Genomic DNA, 16953 nt, shown 5'->3' with positions numbered 1-16953 from the left:
TCGTACAGCGTCTAACTCTGCGGTTGCAGCACGACAATCTGTTCGCCTGCTCACGAATTTGAGCCAGCATGGCGCAACATGAAATGCCGGCCCGCGCAGATCACAGTCTCTGCACTATGGTTGAGCGCAGTTCTCTCAAGGAAGGTTCCCACCATGGTTCTACGCCCGCTCCTGTCGTCCCTTGCCCTGGCCATCGGCCTGGCGCAGGGTGTTCCCGCCGCACTGGCGGCCGACACCCCGTCCACCACTGCACAATCCGCCGCTGCCGAGCTGAAGTGGCCACGCGACTTCGCCCTGGGCGAGCAGCACGTACAGATCTTCCAGCCCCAGATCGAAGCCTGGGACGGCACCCGCATGAGCGGCCGCGCGGCGATCGCCGTGGGCGCCGCCAATGCCGCGCCGACCTATGGCGTGGCGCTGTTCTCCGCCGCCGCCGCCATCGAAAAGGACAGCGGCCTGGTGCAGCTCAGCGATATCCGCATCGACAAGGTGGAAGTTCCCACCGAACCGGACAGCGCCGGCAAGGTGCGCGACGCCCTGGTGGCGCATCTGCCCAAGGACGGCCTGACCGTTTCCCTCGACGAACTGCAGGCCAGCTACGCGGTGAACCAGCAGCTGGACAAGCTGCGCCACGTCGAAGTGAAGAACGACGCGCCGCAGATCGTCTTCGCCAGCACGCCGACCGTGCTGGTGATGATCGACGGCCAGCCGAACTGGCAGTCGCTGCAGGGCAGCGACTTCGAGCGCGTGCTCAACAGCCGCGTGCTGATCCTGCGCGACGCCCAGGGCAACAACTACCTGCACGCGGCAGGCAGCTGGTACACGTCCCAGTCGCTGGAGGGCAACTGGCTGGTGCTGAGCCAGCCGCCCAAGGCGCTGCTCGACGCCCAGCAGGCCGCCGCCAAGGCCGGCCCGGTGGACGCGCTGCTGCCCAAGGACGGCAAGCAACCGGCGAAGGCGCCGGCGGTGCTGATCGCCACCCGTCCCACCGAGCTGATCGTCAGCGACGGCACTGCGCAGATGGCGCCGGTGGACGGCGTCAGCCTGCTGACCATGCAGAACGCCGATCACGCGGTGTTCGTCGATCCCACCCACAACACCTGGTACGTGCTGGTCTCCGGTCGCTGGTTCAGCGGCCCCGGTGAAAAAGGCCCGTGGCAGTACGTCGAGGGCAAGGACCTGCCCGCTGACTTCGCGAAGATTTCGCCCAAGGACCCGAAGGCCAACGTATTGGTCTCGGTACCCGGCACGCCGCAGGCCAAGGAGGCCGCCATCGCCGCGAGCATCCCGCAGACCGCCACCGTCTCGCGCAGCAAGACGACGCTGAAGGTGAACTACGACGGCGCGCCGAACTTCCAGCCGATCTCCGGCACCAGCCTGAGCTATGCGGTAAACACTCCGACGCCGGTGATCGAGGTGGCGCCCAACCAGTTCTACGCGGTGAACAACGGCGTCTGGTTCGTCGCCCCCAGCGCCACCGGCGCCTGGCAGGTGGCGACCGAAGTGCCGACGGCGATCTACGGCATCCCGCCCAGCTCGCCGGTGTACTACGTAACCTACGTGCACATCTACTCGGTCACCCCGCAGACCGTGGTGGTGGGCTACACGCCCGGCTACCTGGGCGTGGTGGTGAACAGCGACGGCACGGTGGTCTACGGCACCGGCTACACCTACCCGGCGTACGTCAGCAGCACCGTGTACTACGGCTACCCGCCGACCTACGGCTACGGCGCCGGCTTCGCCGTGGGCGCGTTGACCGGGTTCGCCTTCGGCTTCGCCGCCGGTTCCTGGTGGGGCTCGCCCGAGCCCTACTGGGGTCCGTACTGGGGCCCCTACCCGGCCGGCGGCTGGAGCTACACCAACATCAACCAGGCGAACTTCTACGGCCGCTGGGGCCAGGGCTCCGTCACCCACGCCTACGGCTACAACGGCTGGACTGGCACCCAATGGCAGGGCAGCTCGGCGGTCGGCTACAACCCGCGCACCGGCACCCACTTCGCCGGCAGCCAGGGCTCGGCCTTCAACCCCTACACCGGCCAGGGCGCCGCCGGCCGCCGGGGCGCCTACGCCAACGCCGCCACCGGCATGTCCGGTGCGGGCCGCAGCGGCGTCGCCTACGACCGCGACTCGGGCGACTTCGCGGCGGGCCAGCAAGGGATCAAGCACAACGCCCAGACCGGCCGGACCACCATCGCCGAGCGGGGCGTCTCCGGGGATGTGGACGACGGCCGCGGCAGCTACGACCGCCAGAACCAGGGCATCAGCTACAACCGCCGCACCGGCAACTCGGTGGCCTGGAAGAATGGCGATGTCTATGCCGGCCACGACGGCAACGTCTACCAGCACACCCAGGATGGCGGCTGGCAGCAGCACACCGACAACGGCTGGCAGCCCGTGCAGCCGAGCCAGAGCAATGTGCGTAGCCAACTCGACCAGCAGTACCAGTCGCGCCAGCTGGGCGAGCAGCGCTTCGGCCAGACCCAGCGCCAATGGGGCGGTGGCGGATTCGGCGGCGGCCATTTCGGCGGAGGGCACTTCGGCGGATTCCGCCGCTGACGCTGTGGACAAGGTTTTCCACACCCTGAAGGGTTGTGGAAAACCTTGCGGGCAAGGCTGAGAAACTTATCCACACGCCTTGCCCTCTCCCTCGCCGGCTCGGCAAGATGCCCGCTTCCACCCATCCTGCGGGGGTCGCCGTGACCGCTCTGTTCCAGGCCCTTTGGCCGTTGTTCGCGCTGATCGTCGGCGGCTACGTGCTGCGTCGCAAGGGCTTCCCCGGCGAGGCGTTCTGGCCTGCCGCCGAGCGGCTCAACTACTTCCTCCTGTTTCCCGCGCTGCTGGCCAGCAGCCTGGCCAATGCGCCGCTGAACGACCCGGGCCTGGCCCGTCAGGCACTGGCGGTCATCCTCGGCCTGGGCGTTGCCTGGGCCGCCCTGCTGATCGTCAAGCGCCTGCGCGGCTGGAGCGCGGCGCGCTTCGGTGCCATCGCCCAGGGCGTGCTGCGCTTCAACACCTACCTGGGGTTGGCCGCCGTGGGCAGCCTGTACGGCAAACCGGGCCTGACCCTGGCCGCGCTGATGCTGGCGCTGATGGTGCCGACGGTGAACGTGATGTCGGTATGGGCGCTGACCGCCGAGCGCGGCATCAGTCTGCGCGGGCTGTTGCTGCCGATCGTGAAGAACCCGCTGATCCTCGCCTGCGTAGTCGGCGCGCTGCTCAACCTGAGCGGCATCGGCCTGCCCGGCGGCAGCGACCGGCTGCTGAACCTGCTGGCGGTGGCCAGCCTGCCGCTGGGCCTGCTTTGCGTGGGTGCGGCGCTGCAACCGCAGGAGCTGCGCGCAGAGGTGTCGGCGCTGGGCTGGAACTGCGCGATCCGCCTGCTGGCGATGCCACTGCTGGCCTTCGCCATCGCCCGCCTGTTGGCCCTGCCGGCGCTGGAAAGCGCGCTGCTGGTGCTGTTCTTCGCCCTGCCCACCGCGCCGACGGCCTATGTGCTGACCCGCCAGCTGGGCGGCGAGAGCCATCTGATGGCGGGGATCATCACCCTGCAGACGCTGCTGGCCGGCGCCAGCCTGCTGGTGGTGATGGGGGCGATTCAGGCGCTGGCCTGATTGTCATTCCCCCGCTCCTACGGGTCTCTGGAACTTATCCACACGCCCGCGCCGACTCGCGTACAAGCAACTGTCTTGCCCCGGATAAATCCGTGCCTGTGCTTTCCCCCTCACCCCAGCCCTCGGCTTTGGCATCCTGCGTCGCTCTACCTCCTGCATCCATGCAGTCGTCTCCCTCAGGGAGAGGGGGCAGATCGAGCCGACTGACTCCATGGTTTCATCCGGCACCGAATGGTCCCCTCTCCCCTTGGGAGAGGGTTAGGGTGAGGGTGAGGGCAGGCCCTCGCGCAGGACTTCATGTTACCCACAGGGCCTGGCATCGGTTCGCGGGCAAGGACTGGGCGTCCCCCTCACTCCTACGAAAGGCCGCTCCCGATCAACGGCACCACCTCGCGAAAGCCTGCTGAAAGCTTGACCCCCTAGCATCGCCGCCCTCGGCCCTTGCGGCCGCACAAAAACAACAATCGGTGATCGCCATGTTCCATGCCCTGTCCTCCCCCGCTCCGTCCACGCCGCGCCCATTCCCCCGCAGCCACCGCTGATTCCCGCGCCGACACGGAGTTATCCCCATGCTGACTTTCCTCGCCTTCGCCATGGTGGCGACCTTCATGTTCCTGATCATGACCAAGCGGCTGTCGGCGCTGATCGCGCTGATCCTGGTCCCGATCTCCTTTGCCGTGCTCGGCGGCTTCGCCGCAGGGCTCGGACCGATGATGCTGGACGGCATCCGCACCCTGGCGCCAACCGGGGTAATGCTGATGTTCGCCATCCTCTACTTCGCCATCATGATCGACTCGGGCCTGTTCGATCCGGCGGTGCGCAAGATCCTCAAACTGGTGAAAGGCGACCCGCTGAAAGTCTCGATGGGCACCGCCGCGCTGGCGATGATCGTCTCGCTCGATGGCGACGGCTCGACCACCTACATGATCTGCGTGGCCGCCGTGCTGCCGCTCTACGGCCGGCTGGGCATGAGCCCGCTGCTGATGGCCTGCCTGATCATGCTCTCCAGCGGCGTGCTGAACATGACCCCTTGGGGCGGCCCCACCGCCCGCGCGGCCAGCGCGCTGCACGTGGACCCGGCGCACATCTTCGTGCCGATGATCCCGGCCATGCTCGTCGGCATCGCGGCGATCTTCGCCATCGCCTGGTTCTACGGCAAACGCGAGCGTGCGCGCCTGGGCGAGCTGCACCTGCCGACCGACCACGAGGCACTGGCTGAGGTCAGCGTCTCGCAGTACCCCGAGGCGCGGCGGCCGAAGCTGCTGCGGTTCAACGGCGCGCTCACGGTGGTGCTGATGGGCACACTGATCGCCGGCCTGCTGCCGATGCCGGTGCTGTTCATGATCGCCTTCGGTATCGCGATGATCGTGAACTATCCCTGCATCATCGAGCAGAAGGAGCGCATCGGCGCCCACGCCGGGAACGTCCTGGCGGTGGTTTCGCTGATCTTCGCCGCCGGGGTGTTCACCGGCATCCTGCAGGGCACCGGCATGGTCGAGGCGATGTCCAAAGGCCTGCTGGCGGTGATCCCGCCCTCCATGGGGCCGTATATGGCGACCATCACGGCACTGGTGAGCATGCCGTTCACCTTCTTCATGTCGAATGACGCTTTCTACTACGGCGTGCTCCCGGTACTCTCCCAGGCCGCCGCGCAGTACGGCATCACCCCGGTGGAAATGGCCCGCGCCTCCATCGTCGGCCAGCCGGTACACCTGCTCAGCCCGCTGGTGCCCTCGACCTACCTGCTGGTGGGCCTGGCCAAGGTGGACTTCGGCGACCACCAGCGCTTCACCCTCAAGTGGGCCGTGCTGGTGTGCCTGGCGATCCTCGCCGCCGCACTGCTGCTGGGCCTGTTCCCCCTGTTCAATCAATGAACAGTTCAATGACTGACTTCGAGTAACCGTAAATGGAATGGCTGACCAGCCCTGAAATCTGGATTGCGTTCTTCACCCTGACTGCCCTGGAGATCGTCCTGGGCATCGACAACATCATCATGATTTCCATCCTGGTCGGCCGCATGCCCAAGCACATGCAGCCGCGCACGCGCTTCTTCGGGCTGGCGCTGGCGATGGTCACCCGCATCCTGCTGCTGTTGTCGATCACCTGGGTGATGCGCCTGACCGCCGACCTGTTCACAGTGTTCGGCCAGGGCATTTCCGGGCGCGACCTGATCCTGTTCTTCGGCGGCCTGTTCCTCCTGTGGAAAAGCAGCACCGAGATCTACCACGGCCTGGAAGGCGAGGACGAATCCGAGGGCGAACCCACGAGCATGATGGGCGGCTTCATCGGCACCATCATCCAGATCGCCATCATCGACATCGTGTTCTCGCTGGACTCGGTGATCACTGCCGTGGGCATGGTTTCCAACGTGCCGGTGATGATCGCCGCGATCGTCGTCGCCGTACTGGTGATGATGCTGGCGGCCGGCGCCATCAGCGACTTCATCGACAAGCACCCGTCGCTGAAGATGCTGGCGCTGTCCTTCCTCATCGTGGTCGGCACCGTGCTGATCGCCGAGGCCTTCGAAGTCCACGTGCCCAAGGGCTACGTCTACTTCGCCATGGCCTTCTCGCTGGCGGTGGAAGCGCTGAACATCCGTATGCGCACCGCGCGCGGCAAGAAGGACCTGGAGCCGGTGAAGCTGCGCAAGGATATTCCGGGCCAGTAATTCACAGGCAAGGGAAAACCGGGCTATCCACAGCCCGGTTTATCCACAGATCCAGAGCGACATCCTCAAGGGCGGGCGACCGGTTTCGGCCAGTTCAGCACGCCCTTGTCGTTGAAGCGCACCGTACCGAACAGCCCGCCGGACAGCTTGCCGTTGATCTCGTAGGGCATGCCCTGGCGCGGTGGTCCGCCGGACAGGCCCCAGGCCTGGCGGAAGGCGGAGAACGCCGAGATGCTGATCGGCACGCTGATCACTTTTTCACCAAAGCGCGGCACCTGGCCGCTGGCGTCACTCACCCCGCTGGCCAGCGGCTGGCCGTTCACCGCCAGGTCCAGGGCGATGCCGTTGTAGTCGATGGCGTCCTCGTTGGGGTTCTGCACCCGCAGCTTCACGGCGAAACGCGCCTCCATGCCCTGTCCGGTGATGGGCTCCAGCCCGACCAGATCGACCCGCAACGGGTCGCGCAGGCCGAACAGGCTGCTACATGCGCCCAGCGCCAGTACCATGGCGATCAGGCCGCCCCGCCGAGCGATCTCTCGAATACCTCGCATGCACACTCCTTTGATGAATGGGCCAGACGCCGGGCCGATGCCTGGCGCGCTTCCATTCCCCGGGGATTTTATCCACAGGGCATGGCAATACGGCTGTTCCAGGCCAGGCCACGCCTTGTGAACAGTCCGTCGCCGCACGACCACATCATGCCGCACGATGGCGCCGGATCAGCTTTACTCAAGCACAGGAACCCCAGCGAATCAGGCATTTGGCGAACCCTCAGGGAAAAACACGGGTCTACCCAGACAGTTGGATGACAACGCCTGAACGCTGCCGTGTCCTAATCGGCCTTCCGCGCTATCGGGTTGCGGGCGAGGTCGTCGGGGGCTGTTGAGGTCAGCGGCCCCGAAAGCGTGAGGGGGCCCGACATGCTCAAACTGCTCGATCTACTCTCCGCCGTCGCCCTGTTGGTGTGGGGCACGCATATCGTGCGCACCGGCATTCTCAGGGTCTACGGCACCCATCTGCGCCGCGTGCTGAGCCACAGCGTACAGAAACGGCCGCTGGCCTTCGCCGCGGGTATCGGCGTGACGGCCCTGGTGCAGAGCAGCAACGCCACCGCGCTGTTGGCCACCTCCTTCGTCGCCACCGGCCTGATGGCACTGGCGCCGGCCCTGGCGATCATGCTCGGCGCGGACGTCGGTACGGCGCTGATGGCGCGGGTGCTGACGCTGGACCTGTCCTGGCTCTCGCCGCTCTTGATCTTCTTCGGGGTGATCCTCTTCCTCAGCCGCAAGCAGACCCGCGCCGGCCAGCTCGGCCGGGTGTTCATCGGCCTGGGGCTGATCATCCTGGCGCTGCAGCTGATCGTCGCCGCCGCCGAGCCGATGACCCAGGCCAAGGGCGTGAAGGTGCTGTTCTCCAGCCTGACCGGCGATGTGATGCTCGACGCCCTGACTGGCGCGCTGTTCGCGATGATTTCCTATTCCAGCCTGGCCGCCGTGCTGCTCGCCGCGACGCTGGCCACCTCCAAGGTGATCTCGCTGAAAGTGGCGCTGTGCCTGGTGGTCGGCGCCAACCTCGGCAGCGGCATCCTCGCGCTGATCAGCTCGGCTTCGCAGAATGCGGCCGGTCGGCGCGTGGCCCTGGGCAGCCTGCTGTTCAAGTTCGCCGGCTGCCTGCTGGTGCTGCCGCTGGTGGGCCCGGTCGCCCAGTGGTTGGACGATTGGCCATTCCGCACCCAGGAGCTGGTGATTGCCTTCCATGTGCTCTACAACGCCACCCGCTGCCTGGCCTGCCTGCCGCTCACCGAGCAGATGGCCCGGCTGTGCACCCGGCTGATGCCGGACCGGCAGTCCCCCGAAGACACCGTGCGACCCCGTCACCTCGACCCGGCGGCGCTGGACACGCCGAGCCTGGCGCTGGTCAACGCGGTGCGCGAGACCCTGCGCATGGGCGACATCGTCGAGCAGATGCTGAACCACCTGATGCAGGTTATCCACAGCGGCGATGCGCTGCTCGCCAAGCAGATCCGCAAGCAGGATGACGACGTCGACGCGCTCTACACCGCGATCAAGCTGTACCTGGCGCGCATGCCCCGCGAGGACCTGGGCGAGCGCGACAGCCGGCGCTGGGCCGAGATCATCGAACTGGCGATCAATCTGGAACAGGCCGGCGACATCATCGAGCACATGCTCGGTGCCGTGCAGGACAAGAAAACCTCGCGCAGCCGCTCGTTCTCCGACAACGGCCTGGAGGAGATCACCGTGCTGCACGGGCAACTGGTCAGCAACCTGCGCCTGTCCCTGTCGGTGTTCCTCAACGGCGACCAGGAAGGCGCCCGCCGCCTGCGCCGCGCCAAGCAGCGCTTCCGCCTGCAGGAACGCCACTTCGCCCACGCCCACGTCGACCGCCTGCGCCAGCAGGTGGTGCAGAGCATCGAGACCAGCTCGCTGCACCTGGACCTGATCAGCGACATGAAGCGCCTGAACTCGCTGTTCTGCGCCATCGCCTATGCGGTGCTGGACAACCCGGACGCCAGCACCGGCGAAGCTCACCAAGCCGAGGATTTCGTCGAGCCTGAAATCGAGGGGACGCAGCAGGCCCCGACATCCGACTCGCGCGTGGCCGGTTGAATCGGCACGAAGCCGCGAACAACAGGTTACTCCCGGCCCAGGGTTAGGGCAGAATCCGCTGCCATGGACGCAAGCTCTCAAACACACCGGAAGCCCTCGGTCAGCGCCAGCCTGACCCAGGCCGTGCTGCTGGCCGCGGCCCGCCTGGGCCTCGACCGCGATGCACTGCTCGCCGCCAGCGGCCTGCAGGAAGTCCAGCTCGGCGATCCCGACGCGCGCATCGATTTTCCCCACCAGGAACGGCTCTGGGACGCGATCCAGTCCCGACTGCCCAACCCGGAGCCCGGCCTGGCCTTGGGGCGCGCGCTGTCGCCGGCCTCCTTCAGCGCCCTGGGTTACCTGTTGCAGAGCAGCACGACGCTGGGCGACGCCCTGGAGTCGGCCTTGCGCTACCAGCGCCTGGTCGGTGAAGGCGGCCAGGTGACGATCGAGGCACAGCCCGAAATCATCTGGGTCGCCTACCGCCCGCTCAATCCCGAGCAGTCCGCCACCCGCCCCCGCGCACTGGCCCTGCTGGGCTTCTGGGCGCGCCAGCTCAAGGCCCTGCTGCCCGGCCTGCAACTCGCCGGCTGCCGCTTCATGCACCGCCAGCCGGCGCACATCGAGGACTACGCCACGGCCTTCGGCTGTCCGCTGCACTTCGAGGCGCAGGACTATGCCCTGGGTCTGCCCAAGGCGATGGTCGGCGCCGCCCTGCCGCAGGCCAATGCACCGCTGCGCGACCTGCTACGCCAGCACGCCGAAGGGCTGTTGGCGCGCCTGCCCAGCGCCAGCGTCAGCGGCCGGGTGGTCGCGCTGCTCGGCGAACAGCTCACCCGTGGCGAACCCGGCCGTGCGGCCCTGGCCAGCGAACTGGGCCTGAGCGAACGCACCCTGCAGCGGCGGCTGGCGGAGGAAGGAAGCAGTTATCAACAGCTGCTTGCCGACACCCGGCGGCAACTGGCGGAGCGCTATCTCAGCGAAGACAACCTGCCGGCCACTGACATTGCCGCACTGCTCGGCTACTCCGAGCCCAGCGTGTTCTTCCGTGCGTTCCGCCACTGGACGGGCCTGACGCCGGGCGAGTATCGCCAACGCCGCCGCGACTCGGGCAACTGAACGCCAGCGGCCCCATGCGAGGCCGCTTTTCACAGGTTTGTCTACAGGTTATCAACAGACCGTGCGTCAGCCATTGATCCCACGGGTATCAAGGAACGCCAGGAACGCCTCCCGGCTGGAGTAACGCGGCTGGTAGCCGAACTCTTCCTTGAGCCGCCGGTTGTCCAGCACCGGACGGTAGCGCAGGAAGTCGACCTGCTCAGGGCCATAGGTCGACAACCCCAGCGGCTTGAGCAGGCCAAGCCCCGCGCGCAGCAGGGGGGCCGGCCAGGCCTGGTAAGGCTTGCCAAGCAGCTCGGCGATCTCGCGCAGCGACAGCGCCCCGTCTCCCGCCAGGTTGTAGATACCCTCGCAGCCCTGCTCCAGCCCCTGGCGAATGACGTTCACCACGTCCTGGTCCCAGATGAACACGAAACGGCTGGGATGGCCGATGACGCCCAGTACCTTGCGCTGGCCGAACAGTTCGATGAGCGGGTTATGCACACGCCGGCCGAGGATGGTGCCGGGCCTCAGGACCAACTGTTTGAGCTGTGGATAACGTTGCCGCATGTCGGCCAGCAGCTGTTCGACCGCCTGCTTGTGGCGGACGTGCAGGAAGCGCGGATGGCTACGCAGCGGCTGGCTTTCATCGATCCATTCGGCGTTGTCGGGGTGATAGCCGTAGGCGGCCCCGGAACTGGTGACGATCAGTTGCTGCACGCCAAACTCGCAGGCGGCCTCGATCAGTGCCTTGGTGCCGCCGACCTCGGCGGCGTAGAGCTGCGCCTCGGTCATCTCGCGCGGGGGATTGATCACTGCAGCGAGGTGGACAATGGCCTCGGGGCGCCATTTCTCCATGCAGTACCTCACCTTGGAGGGCACGCTGATATCCAGTTGAAGCGGCTCGATGTTCGGGCGCAACCCGTGCGAGCTCAGACTGCGAACATCGGCGGCGATCAGTGTCCAGTCGAGATGCTGCACAGCAAGGTCGCTGAGCAGACTCTGGCCGAGAAAGCCGGCCGCACCGGTAATCAGGACACGCATGAAGCCTCCGAATCTCTACATCCATGGCGAAGACATGACCCGCGCGCGCTCCGCCTCAAGCCCCCACAGTGACGATAGAAGCCGTGGGCGATGATGCAAGGAACCAGCCGTAGAGCGGATTACGGGTAGGTTCGAGCCGGTCGATCCGCTATCCTCGTCGCTTTGCATTCAGGCTCCCAGGCTTTTTGCTCATGCGCTGGCTGTTGTTCCCCCTGCTGTCCCTGCTGCTTGCTGGCTGGTCCCACGCCGATCAGCGCCAGACGGTGGAGGCGTATCAGCTGGAAAACGGCATGGGCGTGCTGTTCAAACCCACCCGAGAGAAAGGCCACGTCTCCATCCGGCTGATCGTCGGCGTCGGCTTCAGCGACTTTTCCTGCCATGACCGCCAGTTGCCGCACCTGATGGAGCACCTGTTCTTCAGTGGCCTGGACGGCGGCGACGAAGCCGACCTCGAGGCCCGCATGCAGGCCCTGGGTGGCCAGTGGAACGCCTATACCAGTGAAGGCGATACCGCCTTCGTCGTCGAGTCGCCGGCCGCCACCCAGCGCCAGGTGCTCGACCTGCTGCTGGAAGCCATCACCCGCACGCAACTGACTCCGCAGAAGATCGCCTCGGCCAAGCAGGTGCTGGTGCGCGAGGACGGCGGCCACTATTCGCACCTGCAACGCTGGCTCGACCACCAGAACGTCAGCCGCGCCGGCCAGGAACAGCTTGCCGTGGAACTGGGGCTGACCTGTGCCGAGCGTGCGCCGGTCGCACATCTGAGCCAGTCCCAGCTGGACCAGTTGCGCAAGGACTGGTACGTGCCGAGCAACATGACGCTGATCATCGTCGGTGACCTCGATCCGCGCCTGCCGGTGTACCTGACCCGCACCTACGGCGCCCTGGTCGATCACGACACGCCGGAGCGCCGCGAGCTGCCGGTGATGAAGGGGCCGGCCGAGCGCCAGCGCACGCTGACCACCAGCCTGTTCGGCGAGAGCTCGGTGCTGCACTGGATATTCCCCGAGCCCCAGGATGCCGACGGTGCGTCTCTCGATCTCCTGCAGGCCTACCTGAATGACGCGCTGTACAGCGAGCTGCGGGTTCACCGCGAGCTTTCGTACGGCCCGTGGAGCGAGCGCAGTGCCTGGGCCAACCAGGGATTCCTCAGCCTGAACGCCGACATCGAGCGTGACGACCAGGACGCCACGCTCAAGGCGTTGCACGAGGTGGTGGACAAGATTCGCCATGACGGTTTGGACCCGGCGCGCTTCAGTCGGATTCAGCGCGTGGCGCGGGCCCAGCTGGCCTGGAGCACACCGGGTAATTCGACGCTGGCGGACTATTACTGGGGCGCGCTGGCGGACTTCGACGATGGTCGCTTCCCGGACGAGGACAAACGCCTGGCGAAGGTCAGCCTGCAACAGGTGAACGAACTGGCGCAGCGACTGTTCAAGGACGACGGTTACCTGCGCATCGAGAAGCCACTGCTGGACGACGATACCGTCTATCCACTGGCCGCCGTGGCTGCGCTGCTGATTGCCGTGCTGCTGGGCCTGGCATTGTGGCGCCGACGAGGCTGAAGCCCCGCCGGAGCAGAGGACTTACAGGGCCAGGCGGCGAATCACCTGGCAAGCGTCATCCGGATCGAGTTGGGCGCGGAAACCCAGTTCACGGGACATGTCACGCATGTCGCGGTCCATGGAGGAGTCGATCGAGTACATCTGGCTGAAGCCATTGCGCTTGGCGACGTCGATCAGGTGACGCATCAGCGCGACATCCAGGCCCAGTTGCTTCCACTCGTCGGCGATGGTCACCGCGCACTCGCACTGCTGGCCATCGACTGCCGCATAACGGCTGATACCCACTTCCCGCAGCTCGCCGTCGACATGGGTCAGCGCGATGAAGGCCATGGTGCGCTGGTAATCCACGTCCATCAGCTGGTCGAGCAGTTTGTCGTCGACTTTTACTTCGCCGTGAAAGCGGAACTTGCGGGTCATGGGCGACAGGCGCTCGAGGAACAGGCGCTCGCGCTCGCGGTCTTCCGAACGCAGCGGGCGGATCAGCACATGGCTGCCGTCGTCGAGGGTTTCTATCCAGTGATCGGCGCCTACGGCCGCGAGGGCTGCAAGCTCCGCAGGGTTGCTGTGGGTCATCATGACGCGGTCTCCACTGGCGAAGAGGGATTGGGATGAACCTATCCTTCTCCCTCCGTGTCCGGGCGAGCCTGACTTGAGTCAAGGCCGTCCGGATCGACCGTGAGGCAGAACGCCGCAGCCAGTCTCGACAACCGCTGAGCGCGAATTCCCGGACGTCGAGGGCCCTGCGGACAGACGCTTCACATACGGCAGACTGCTCGGCGAAAGACGCTGCAAAGGAATACCACTCGCACCGTTACTGGCAATAGTTTCCTACAGAAATGTCTGTAGGAAACTTTCGCGTAAAAAGATGATTTATAAAGGAAACCCTTAAATAAGAATCTTAATTTTATATAGGAATATTCCTTAACTAATCGTTAGTTTTTCCCCAAAAGGGAGAACAACGAATGAGATGGGGAATACTGTGTTTCCTCGCGCTGACGGGCTGCAACGGATGGGTCTCCCCGGAAACCGACCGGAATCTGACCGATCGCTACTTCAGTGTTTTTTCCGGCCCCCCACTGCCGGGAATGATGGTCGCCTCCGCTGTCCAGTGGAATTCCGATTACGCCGTCACCGCCGCACACACGCCTTACCTGCGGAATCAGGCGTATCGCTGCAGCACCGGCTGCGACCTGCTGTTCATCACGCACAAGGCCGACGGGCAGATCCCCCGCTGGCGCGACTTCCGCCCGGGTGAAGCGGTTATCACCCTGGGCAGCAGCAGCCTGTTGATCCCGATGAGCGCTCAGGGGCGGGTCTGGCCGGTGCCTTTCATCAAGCCCGGCTCGGCCAGCCAGGAGCGTTACGGCCTGCATGACGCGGCGATCGCCAAGGGCATGTCCGGTGGACCGCTGATTGCCAATGACGGCAGCGTGCTGGGGATCAATATCGGCTACAGCAAGGGCTGGTCAACGCCGGCGAATCGACCGGAGCTGGCCGGGATGCACCGGCTGAGCGTCTTCGTTCCCTACAGCGTGATTCTGCGGGAATGGCACTTGTTCGAAGCACAGACGGCGAAGAACGCCGCCCACTCCCTTCAAGCGAAGAACCAGTAGCACACCCCGATCGAAGCCAGCACGCCGGCGAGGTCCGCCAGCAGCGCACAGCCCACCGCGTGACGGGCACGCTGGATGCCCACCGCGCCGAAGTACACGGCCAGCACGTAGAAGGTGGTTTCCGTGCTGCCTTGCACCGTGGCCGCCACCAACGCCGGGAAACTGTCCACACCGTGGGATTGCATGGTTTCCAGCAGCATGGCCCGCGCCGCGCTGCCGGAGAACGGCTTGACCAGCGCAGTGGGCAGCGCGTCGACGAAGCGGGTGTCCCAGCCGATGCCTTCGACTACCCAGCGGATGCCGCCCAGTGCCATTTCCAACGCTCCGGAGGCCCGCAGCACGCCGACCGCGCAGAGCATCGCCACCAGGTAGGGCAGCAGGCTCTTGGCGACGTCAAAGCCTTCCTTCGCGCCTTCGACGAAGGTTTCGTACACCGGCACCTTCTTCAGCCAGCCAACGAGGAGGAACAGCAGGATGATGCCGAACAAGGTCACGTTGCCCAGTAGCGACGACAGCTGCGCCAGCGCGGTGGCTGAGAGGCCGGCGAGCAATGCCATGAAGGCGCCCAGCGCCAGCGCCCCCGGAATCAGGTAGGCCAGCACCACCGGGTCCCACAGCCGCAGGCGCTGCATCACCGACACGCTCAGCAGGCCCACCAAGGTGGAGGCGCTGGTGGCTAGAAGGATCGGCAGGAACACCAGGGTCGGGTCGGCGGCGCCCTGCTGGGCGCGGTACATGAAGATGGTCACCGGCAGCAGGGTCAGCGACGAGGCGTTGAGCACCAGGAAGAGGATCTGCGCGTTGCTCGCGGTGGTGCTGCTCGGATTGAGTTCCTGCAGCGCCTTCATGGCCTTGAGGCCGATGGGCGTGGCGGCGTTGTCCAGGCCCAGGCCGTTGGCGGCGAAGTTCAGGGTGATCAGGCCGATGGCCGGGTGGCCGGCGGGCACTTCCGGCATCAGGCGACGGAACAGCGGGCCGAGCAGCACGGCCAGCTTCTCCACCAGCCCCGCCTTCTCGGCGATGCGCAGGAAGCCGAGCCACAGCGTCAGGGTGCCGAACAGCAGCACCATGACGTCCACCGACAGCTTGGCCATGGAGAACAGGCTTTCCACCATGGCGGCGAAGACGGTCGCCTCGCCTCCGAGCAGCCAGCGGGAAAGCGCGGTGACCGCCGCGACGATGAAAAAGCCCAGCCACAGGCCATTGAGCATGGAGAGTCCCCCTTGGAATGGCCCGGATGATAGCGGCACGGGCACACTGGACGCCAGAAACGACAAGGCCCCGGACAGTGCCGGGGCCTTGTGGATAACCCGTGCGGGTCAGCGGGTGGCGGTGCCTTCCTTGCCATCGAGCAGTTGCTCGGCGCGACCGCTCTGCATGGCTTCCCAGTAACGGGCGCCCTTCTGCGCGTCGTAGACGCCTTCCCACTTGGAGATCACCAGCACGGCCAGGGCGTTGCCGATCACGTTCAGCGCGGTGCGCGCCATGTCCATGATGCGGTCGACGCCGGCAATGAAGGCCAGACCTTCCAGCGGAATGCCCACGCTGCCCAGGGTGGCGAGCAGCACCACGAAGGAAACACCCGGCACGCCGGCGATGCCCTTGGAGGTGACCATCAGGGTCAGCACCAGCATCAGTTGCTGGCCGATGGACAGGTCGATGCCATAGAGCTGGGCGATGAAGATCGCCGCGATGCTCTGGTACAGGGTCGAGCCATCGAGGTTGAAGGAGTATCCGGTGGGCACCACGAAGCTGCTCACCGCCTTGGGCGCGCCATAGGCTTCCATCTTCTCGATGATGCGCGGCAGCACGGTCTCGGAGCTCGCGGTGGAGTACGCCAGGATCAGCTCGTCCTTGAAGATGCGCATCAGCTTGATGATGGAGAAGCCGAACAGGCGCGCGGCCAGGCCCAGCACCATGAAGGCGAAGAAGGCGATGGCGAAGTACACCAGCACCACCAGCTTGGCCAGCGGCAGCAGCGAGGCGAAGCCGAAGTTGGCCACGGTTACGGCGATCAGCGCGAACACGCCGATGGGGGCGTAGCGCATGATCATGTGGGTGACGCGGAACATGGCCTCGGCCACGCCCTGGAACATCTTCACCAGCGGCTCACGGGTCGGCGCCGGCAGCGAGGACAGCCCCAGGCCGAACATCACCGAGAAGAAGATGATCGGCAGCATCTCGCCACGGGCCATGGCCGCGAAGATATTGGACGGGATCAGGTTGAGAATGGTCTCGATGAACGCGTGGTGGTGCTCGACTTCCTTGGCGGTCTGCGCGTACTGGGAGATATCCACAGTGCCCAGGGTGCTCATGTCGATGCCGGCGCCCGGCTGGAACACGTTCGCCAGCAGCAGGCCGACCACGATGGCGACCGTGGTGATGATTTCGAAGTAGACGATGGTCTTCAGGCCGATCCGACCGAGTTTCTTCGCATCTCCCATGCCGGCGATGCCGACGACGAGCGAGGAAATCACGATCGGCACCACGATCATCTTGATCAGGCGGATGAAGATGTCGCCGGCCGGCTGGAGGATATTGCTGATCCACCAGGCCTTGTCCGCGCTGAAGTGGTTGAGCGCGGCGCCCAGTGCAATTCCGAGTACCAGGCCGATGAGGATCTGCCAGGCGAGGCTGAGCTTGGCTTTGCCCATAGTTGAGTCACCCTTGATTCTTGTGGAAGTCGGGGTTCCGCTTGGCCATCGGGGTGCCGACGGCCAGCGAAAAAGGGGCGCATCATTCCTACGC

Annotated in this window: 13 protein-coding genes; 8 read left to right on the top strand and 5 right to left on the bottom strand. The window is 65.7% G+C overall.

What is annotated here, in order from left to right; genetic code table 11:
• Nucleotides 1-153 precede the first annotated feature (153 nt).
• The 4 genes from ACNFBT_RS08055 to ACNFBT_RS08040 all read left to right on the top strand — a co-directional run bounded on the left by ACNFBT_RS08055 (nt 154) and on the right by ACNFBT_RS08040 (nt 6279).
• The gene (locus tag ACNFBT_RS08055) at nt 154-2556 is read left to right on the top strand and encodes a carbohydrate-binding family V/XII (protein ID WP_416748120.1); all 2403 of its coding nucleotides are present in this window, start codon (nt 154-156) and stop codon (nt 2554-2556) included.
• Nucleotides 2557-2663: 107 nt separating this feature from the next.
• A complete protein-coding gene (locus tag ACNFBT_RS08050) occupies nt 2664-3611 on the top strand; it encodes an AEC family transporter (RefSeq protein WP_416748118.1) in 948 nt (315 codons plus the stop codon).
• A 569-nt stretch (nt 3612-4180) separates the two neighbouring features.
• A complete protein-coding gene (locus ACNFBT_RS08045) occupies nt 4181-5485 on the top strand; it encodes a CitMHS family transporter (RefSeq protein WP_416748116.1) in 1305 nt (434 codons plus the stop codon).
• A gap of 32 nt (nt 5486-5517) precedes the next feature.
• Nucleotides 5518-6279 carry a TerC family protein gene (locus ACNFBT_RS08040; protein ID WP_416748114.1) on the top strand — a complete coding sequence of 254 codons (762 nt, stop codon included), beginning with the start codon at nt 5518-5520 and terminating at the stop codon, nt 6277-6279.
• A gap of 65 nt (nt 6280-6344) precedes the next feature.
• On the opposite strand, the gene ACNFBT_RS08035 is transcribed toward ACNFBT_RS08040, so the two are convergent.
• The gene (locus ACNFBT_RS08035) at nt 6345-6830 is read right to left on the bottom strand and encodes an LEA type 2 family protein (RefSeq protein ID WP_416748112.1); all 486 of its coding nucleotides are present in this window, start codon (nt 6828-6830) and stop codon (nt 6345-6347) included.
• 369 nt (nt 6831-7199) lie between these two features.
• Between ACNFBT_RS08035 and ACNFBT_RS08030 the strand changes: the two genes are divergently transcribed.
• Nucleotides 7200-8906, top strand: coding sequence for a Na/Pi cotransporter family protein (locus ACNFBT_RS08030; protein WP_416748109.1), 1707 nt, complete (start codon nt 7200-7202; stop codon nt 8904-8906).
• Nucleotides 8907-8969: 63 nt separating this feature from the next.
• The gene (locus ACNFBT_RS08025; RefSeq protein WP_416748107.1) at nt 8970-10004 is read left to right on the top strand and encodes an AraC family transcriptional regulator; all 1035 of its coding nucleotides are present in this window, start codon (nt 8970-8972) and stop codon (nt 10002-10004) included.
• A 66-nt stretch (nt 10005-10070) separates the two neighbouring features.
• Here ACNFBT_RS08025 and ACNFBT_RS08020 read toward each other — a convergent pair whose 3' ends face one another.
• Nucleotides 10071-11027, bottom strand: a complete 957-nt coding sequence (locus ACNFBT_RS08020; protein WP_416748105.1) for an NAD-dependent epimerase/dehydratase family protein — start codon at nt 11025-11027, stop codon at nt 10071-10073.
• 191 nt (nt 11028-11218) lie between these two features.
• Here ACNFBT_RS08020 and ACNFBT_RS08015 point away from each other — a divergent pair, with 191 nt between their 5' ends.
• The gene (locus ACNFBT_RS08015; RefSeq protein ID WP_416748103.1) at nt 11219-12592 is read left to right on the top strand and encodes a M16 family metallopeptidase; all 1374 of its coding nucleotides are present in this window, start codon (nt 11219-11221) and stop codon (nt 12590-12592) included.
• 21 nt (nt 12593-12613) lie between these two features.
• Here ACNFBT_RS08015 and ACNFBT_RS08010 read toward each other — a convergent pair whose 3' ends face one another.
• Entirely contained in the window at nt 12614-13168 is a 555-nt protein-coding gene (locus ACNFBT_RS08010; protein ID WP_416748101.1) for a GNAT family N-acetyltransferase, read from the bottom strand.
• A 509-nt stretch (nt 13169-13677) separates the two neighbouring features.
• Here ACNFBT_RS08010 and ACNFBT_RS08005 point away from each other — a divergent pair.
• On the top strand, nt 13678-14205 hold the full coding sequence (locus tag ACNFBT_RS08005) for a serine protease (protein WP_416748099.1): 528 nt from the start codon (nt 13678-13680) through the stop codon (nt 14203-14205).
• Here the strand turns inward: ACNFBT_RS08005 and ACNFBT_RS08000 are convergent.
• On the bottom strand, nt 14187-15416 hold the full coding sequence (locus tag ACNFBT_RS08000; RefSeq protein WP_416748097.1) for a nucleoside recognition domain-containing protein: 1230 nt from the start codon (nt 15414-15416) through the stop codon (nt 14187-14189). The two genes, ACNFBT_RS08005 and ACNFBT_RS08000, sit on opposite strands and share 19 nt — an antisense overlap.
• 108 nt (nt 15417-15524) lie before the next feature.
• Nucleotides 15525-16859, bottom strand: a complete 1335-nt coding sequence (gltP, locus tag ACNFBT_RS07995) for a glutamate/aspartate:proton symporter GltP (RefSeq protein WP_416748095.1) — start codon at nt 16857-16859, stop codon at nt 15525-15527.
• Nucleotides 16860-16953 lie beyond the last annotated feature (94 nt).

The organism is Pseudomonas sp. NY15181 (assembly GCF_048068055.1).
In the GTDB taxonomy this organism is placed as follows: domain Bacteria; phylum Pseudomonadota; class Gammaproteobacteria; order Pseudomonadales; family Pseudomonadaceae; genus Pseudomonas.
The sequence above is the reverse complement of the archived record's forward strand: the minus strand, read 5'-3'. Positions and strand labels throughout refer to the sequence as shown.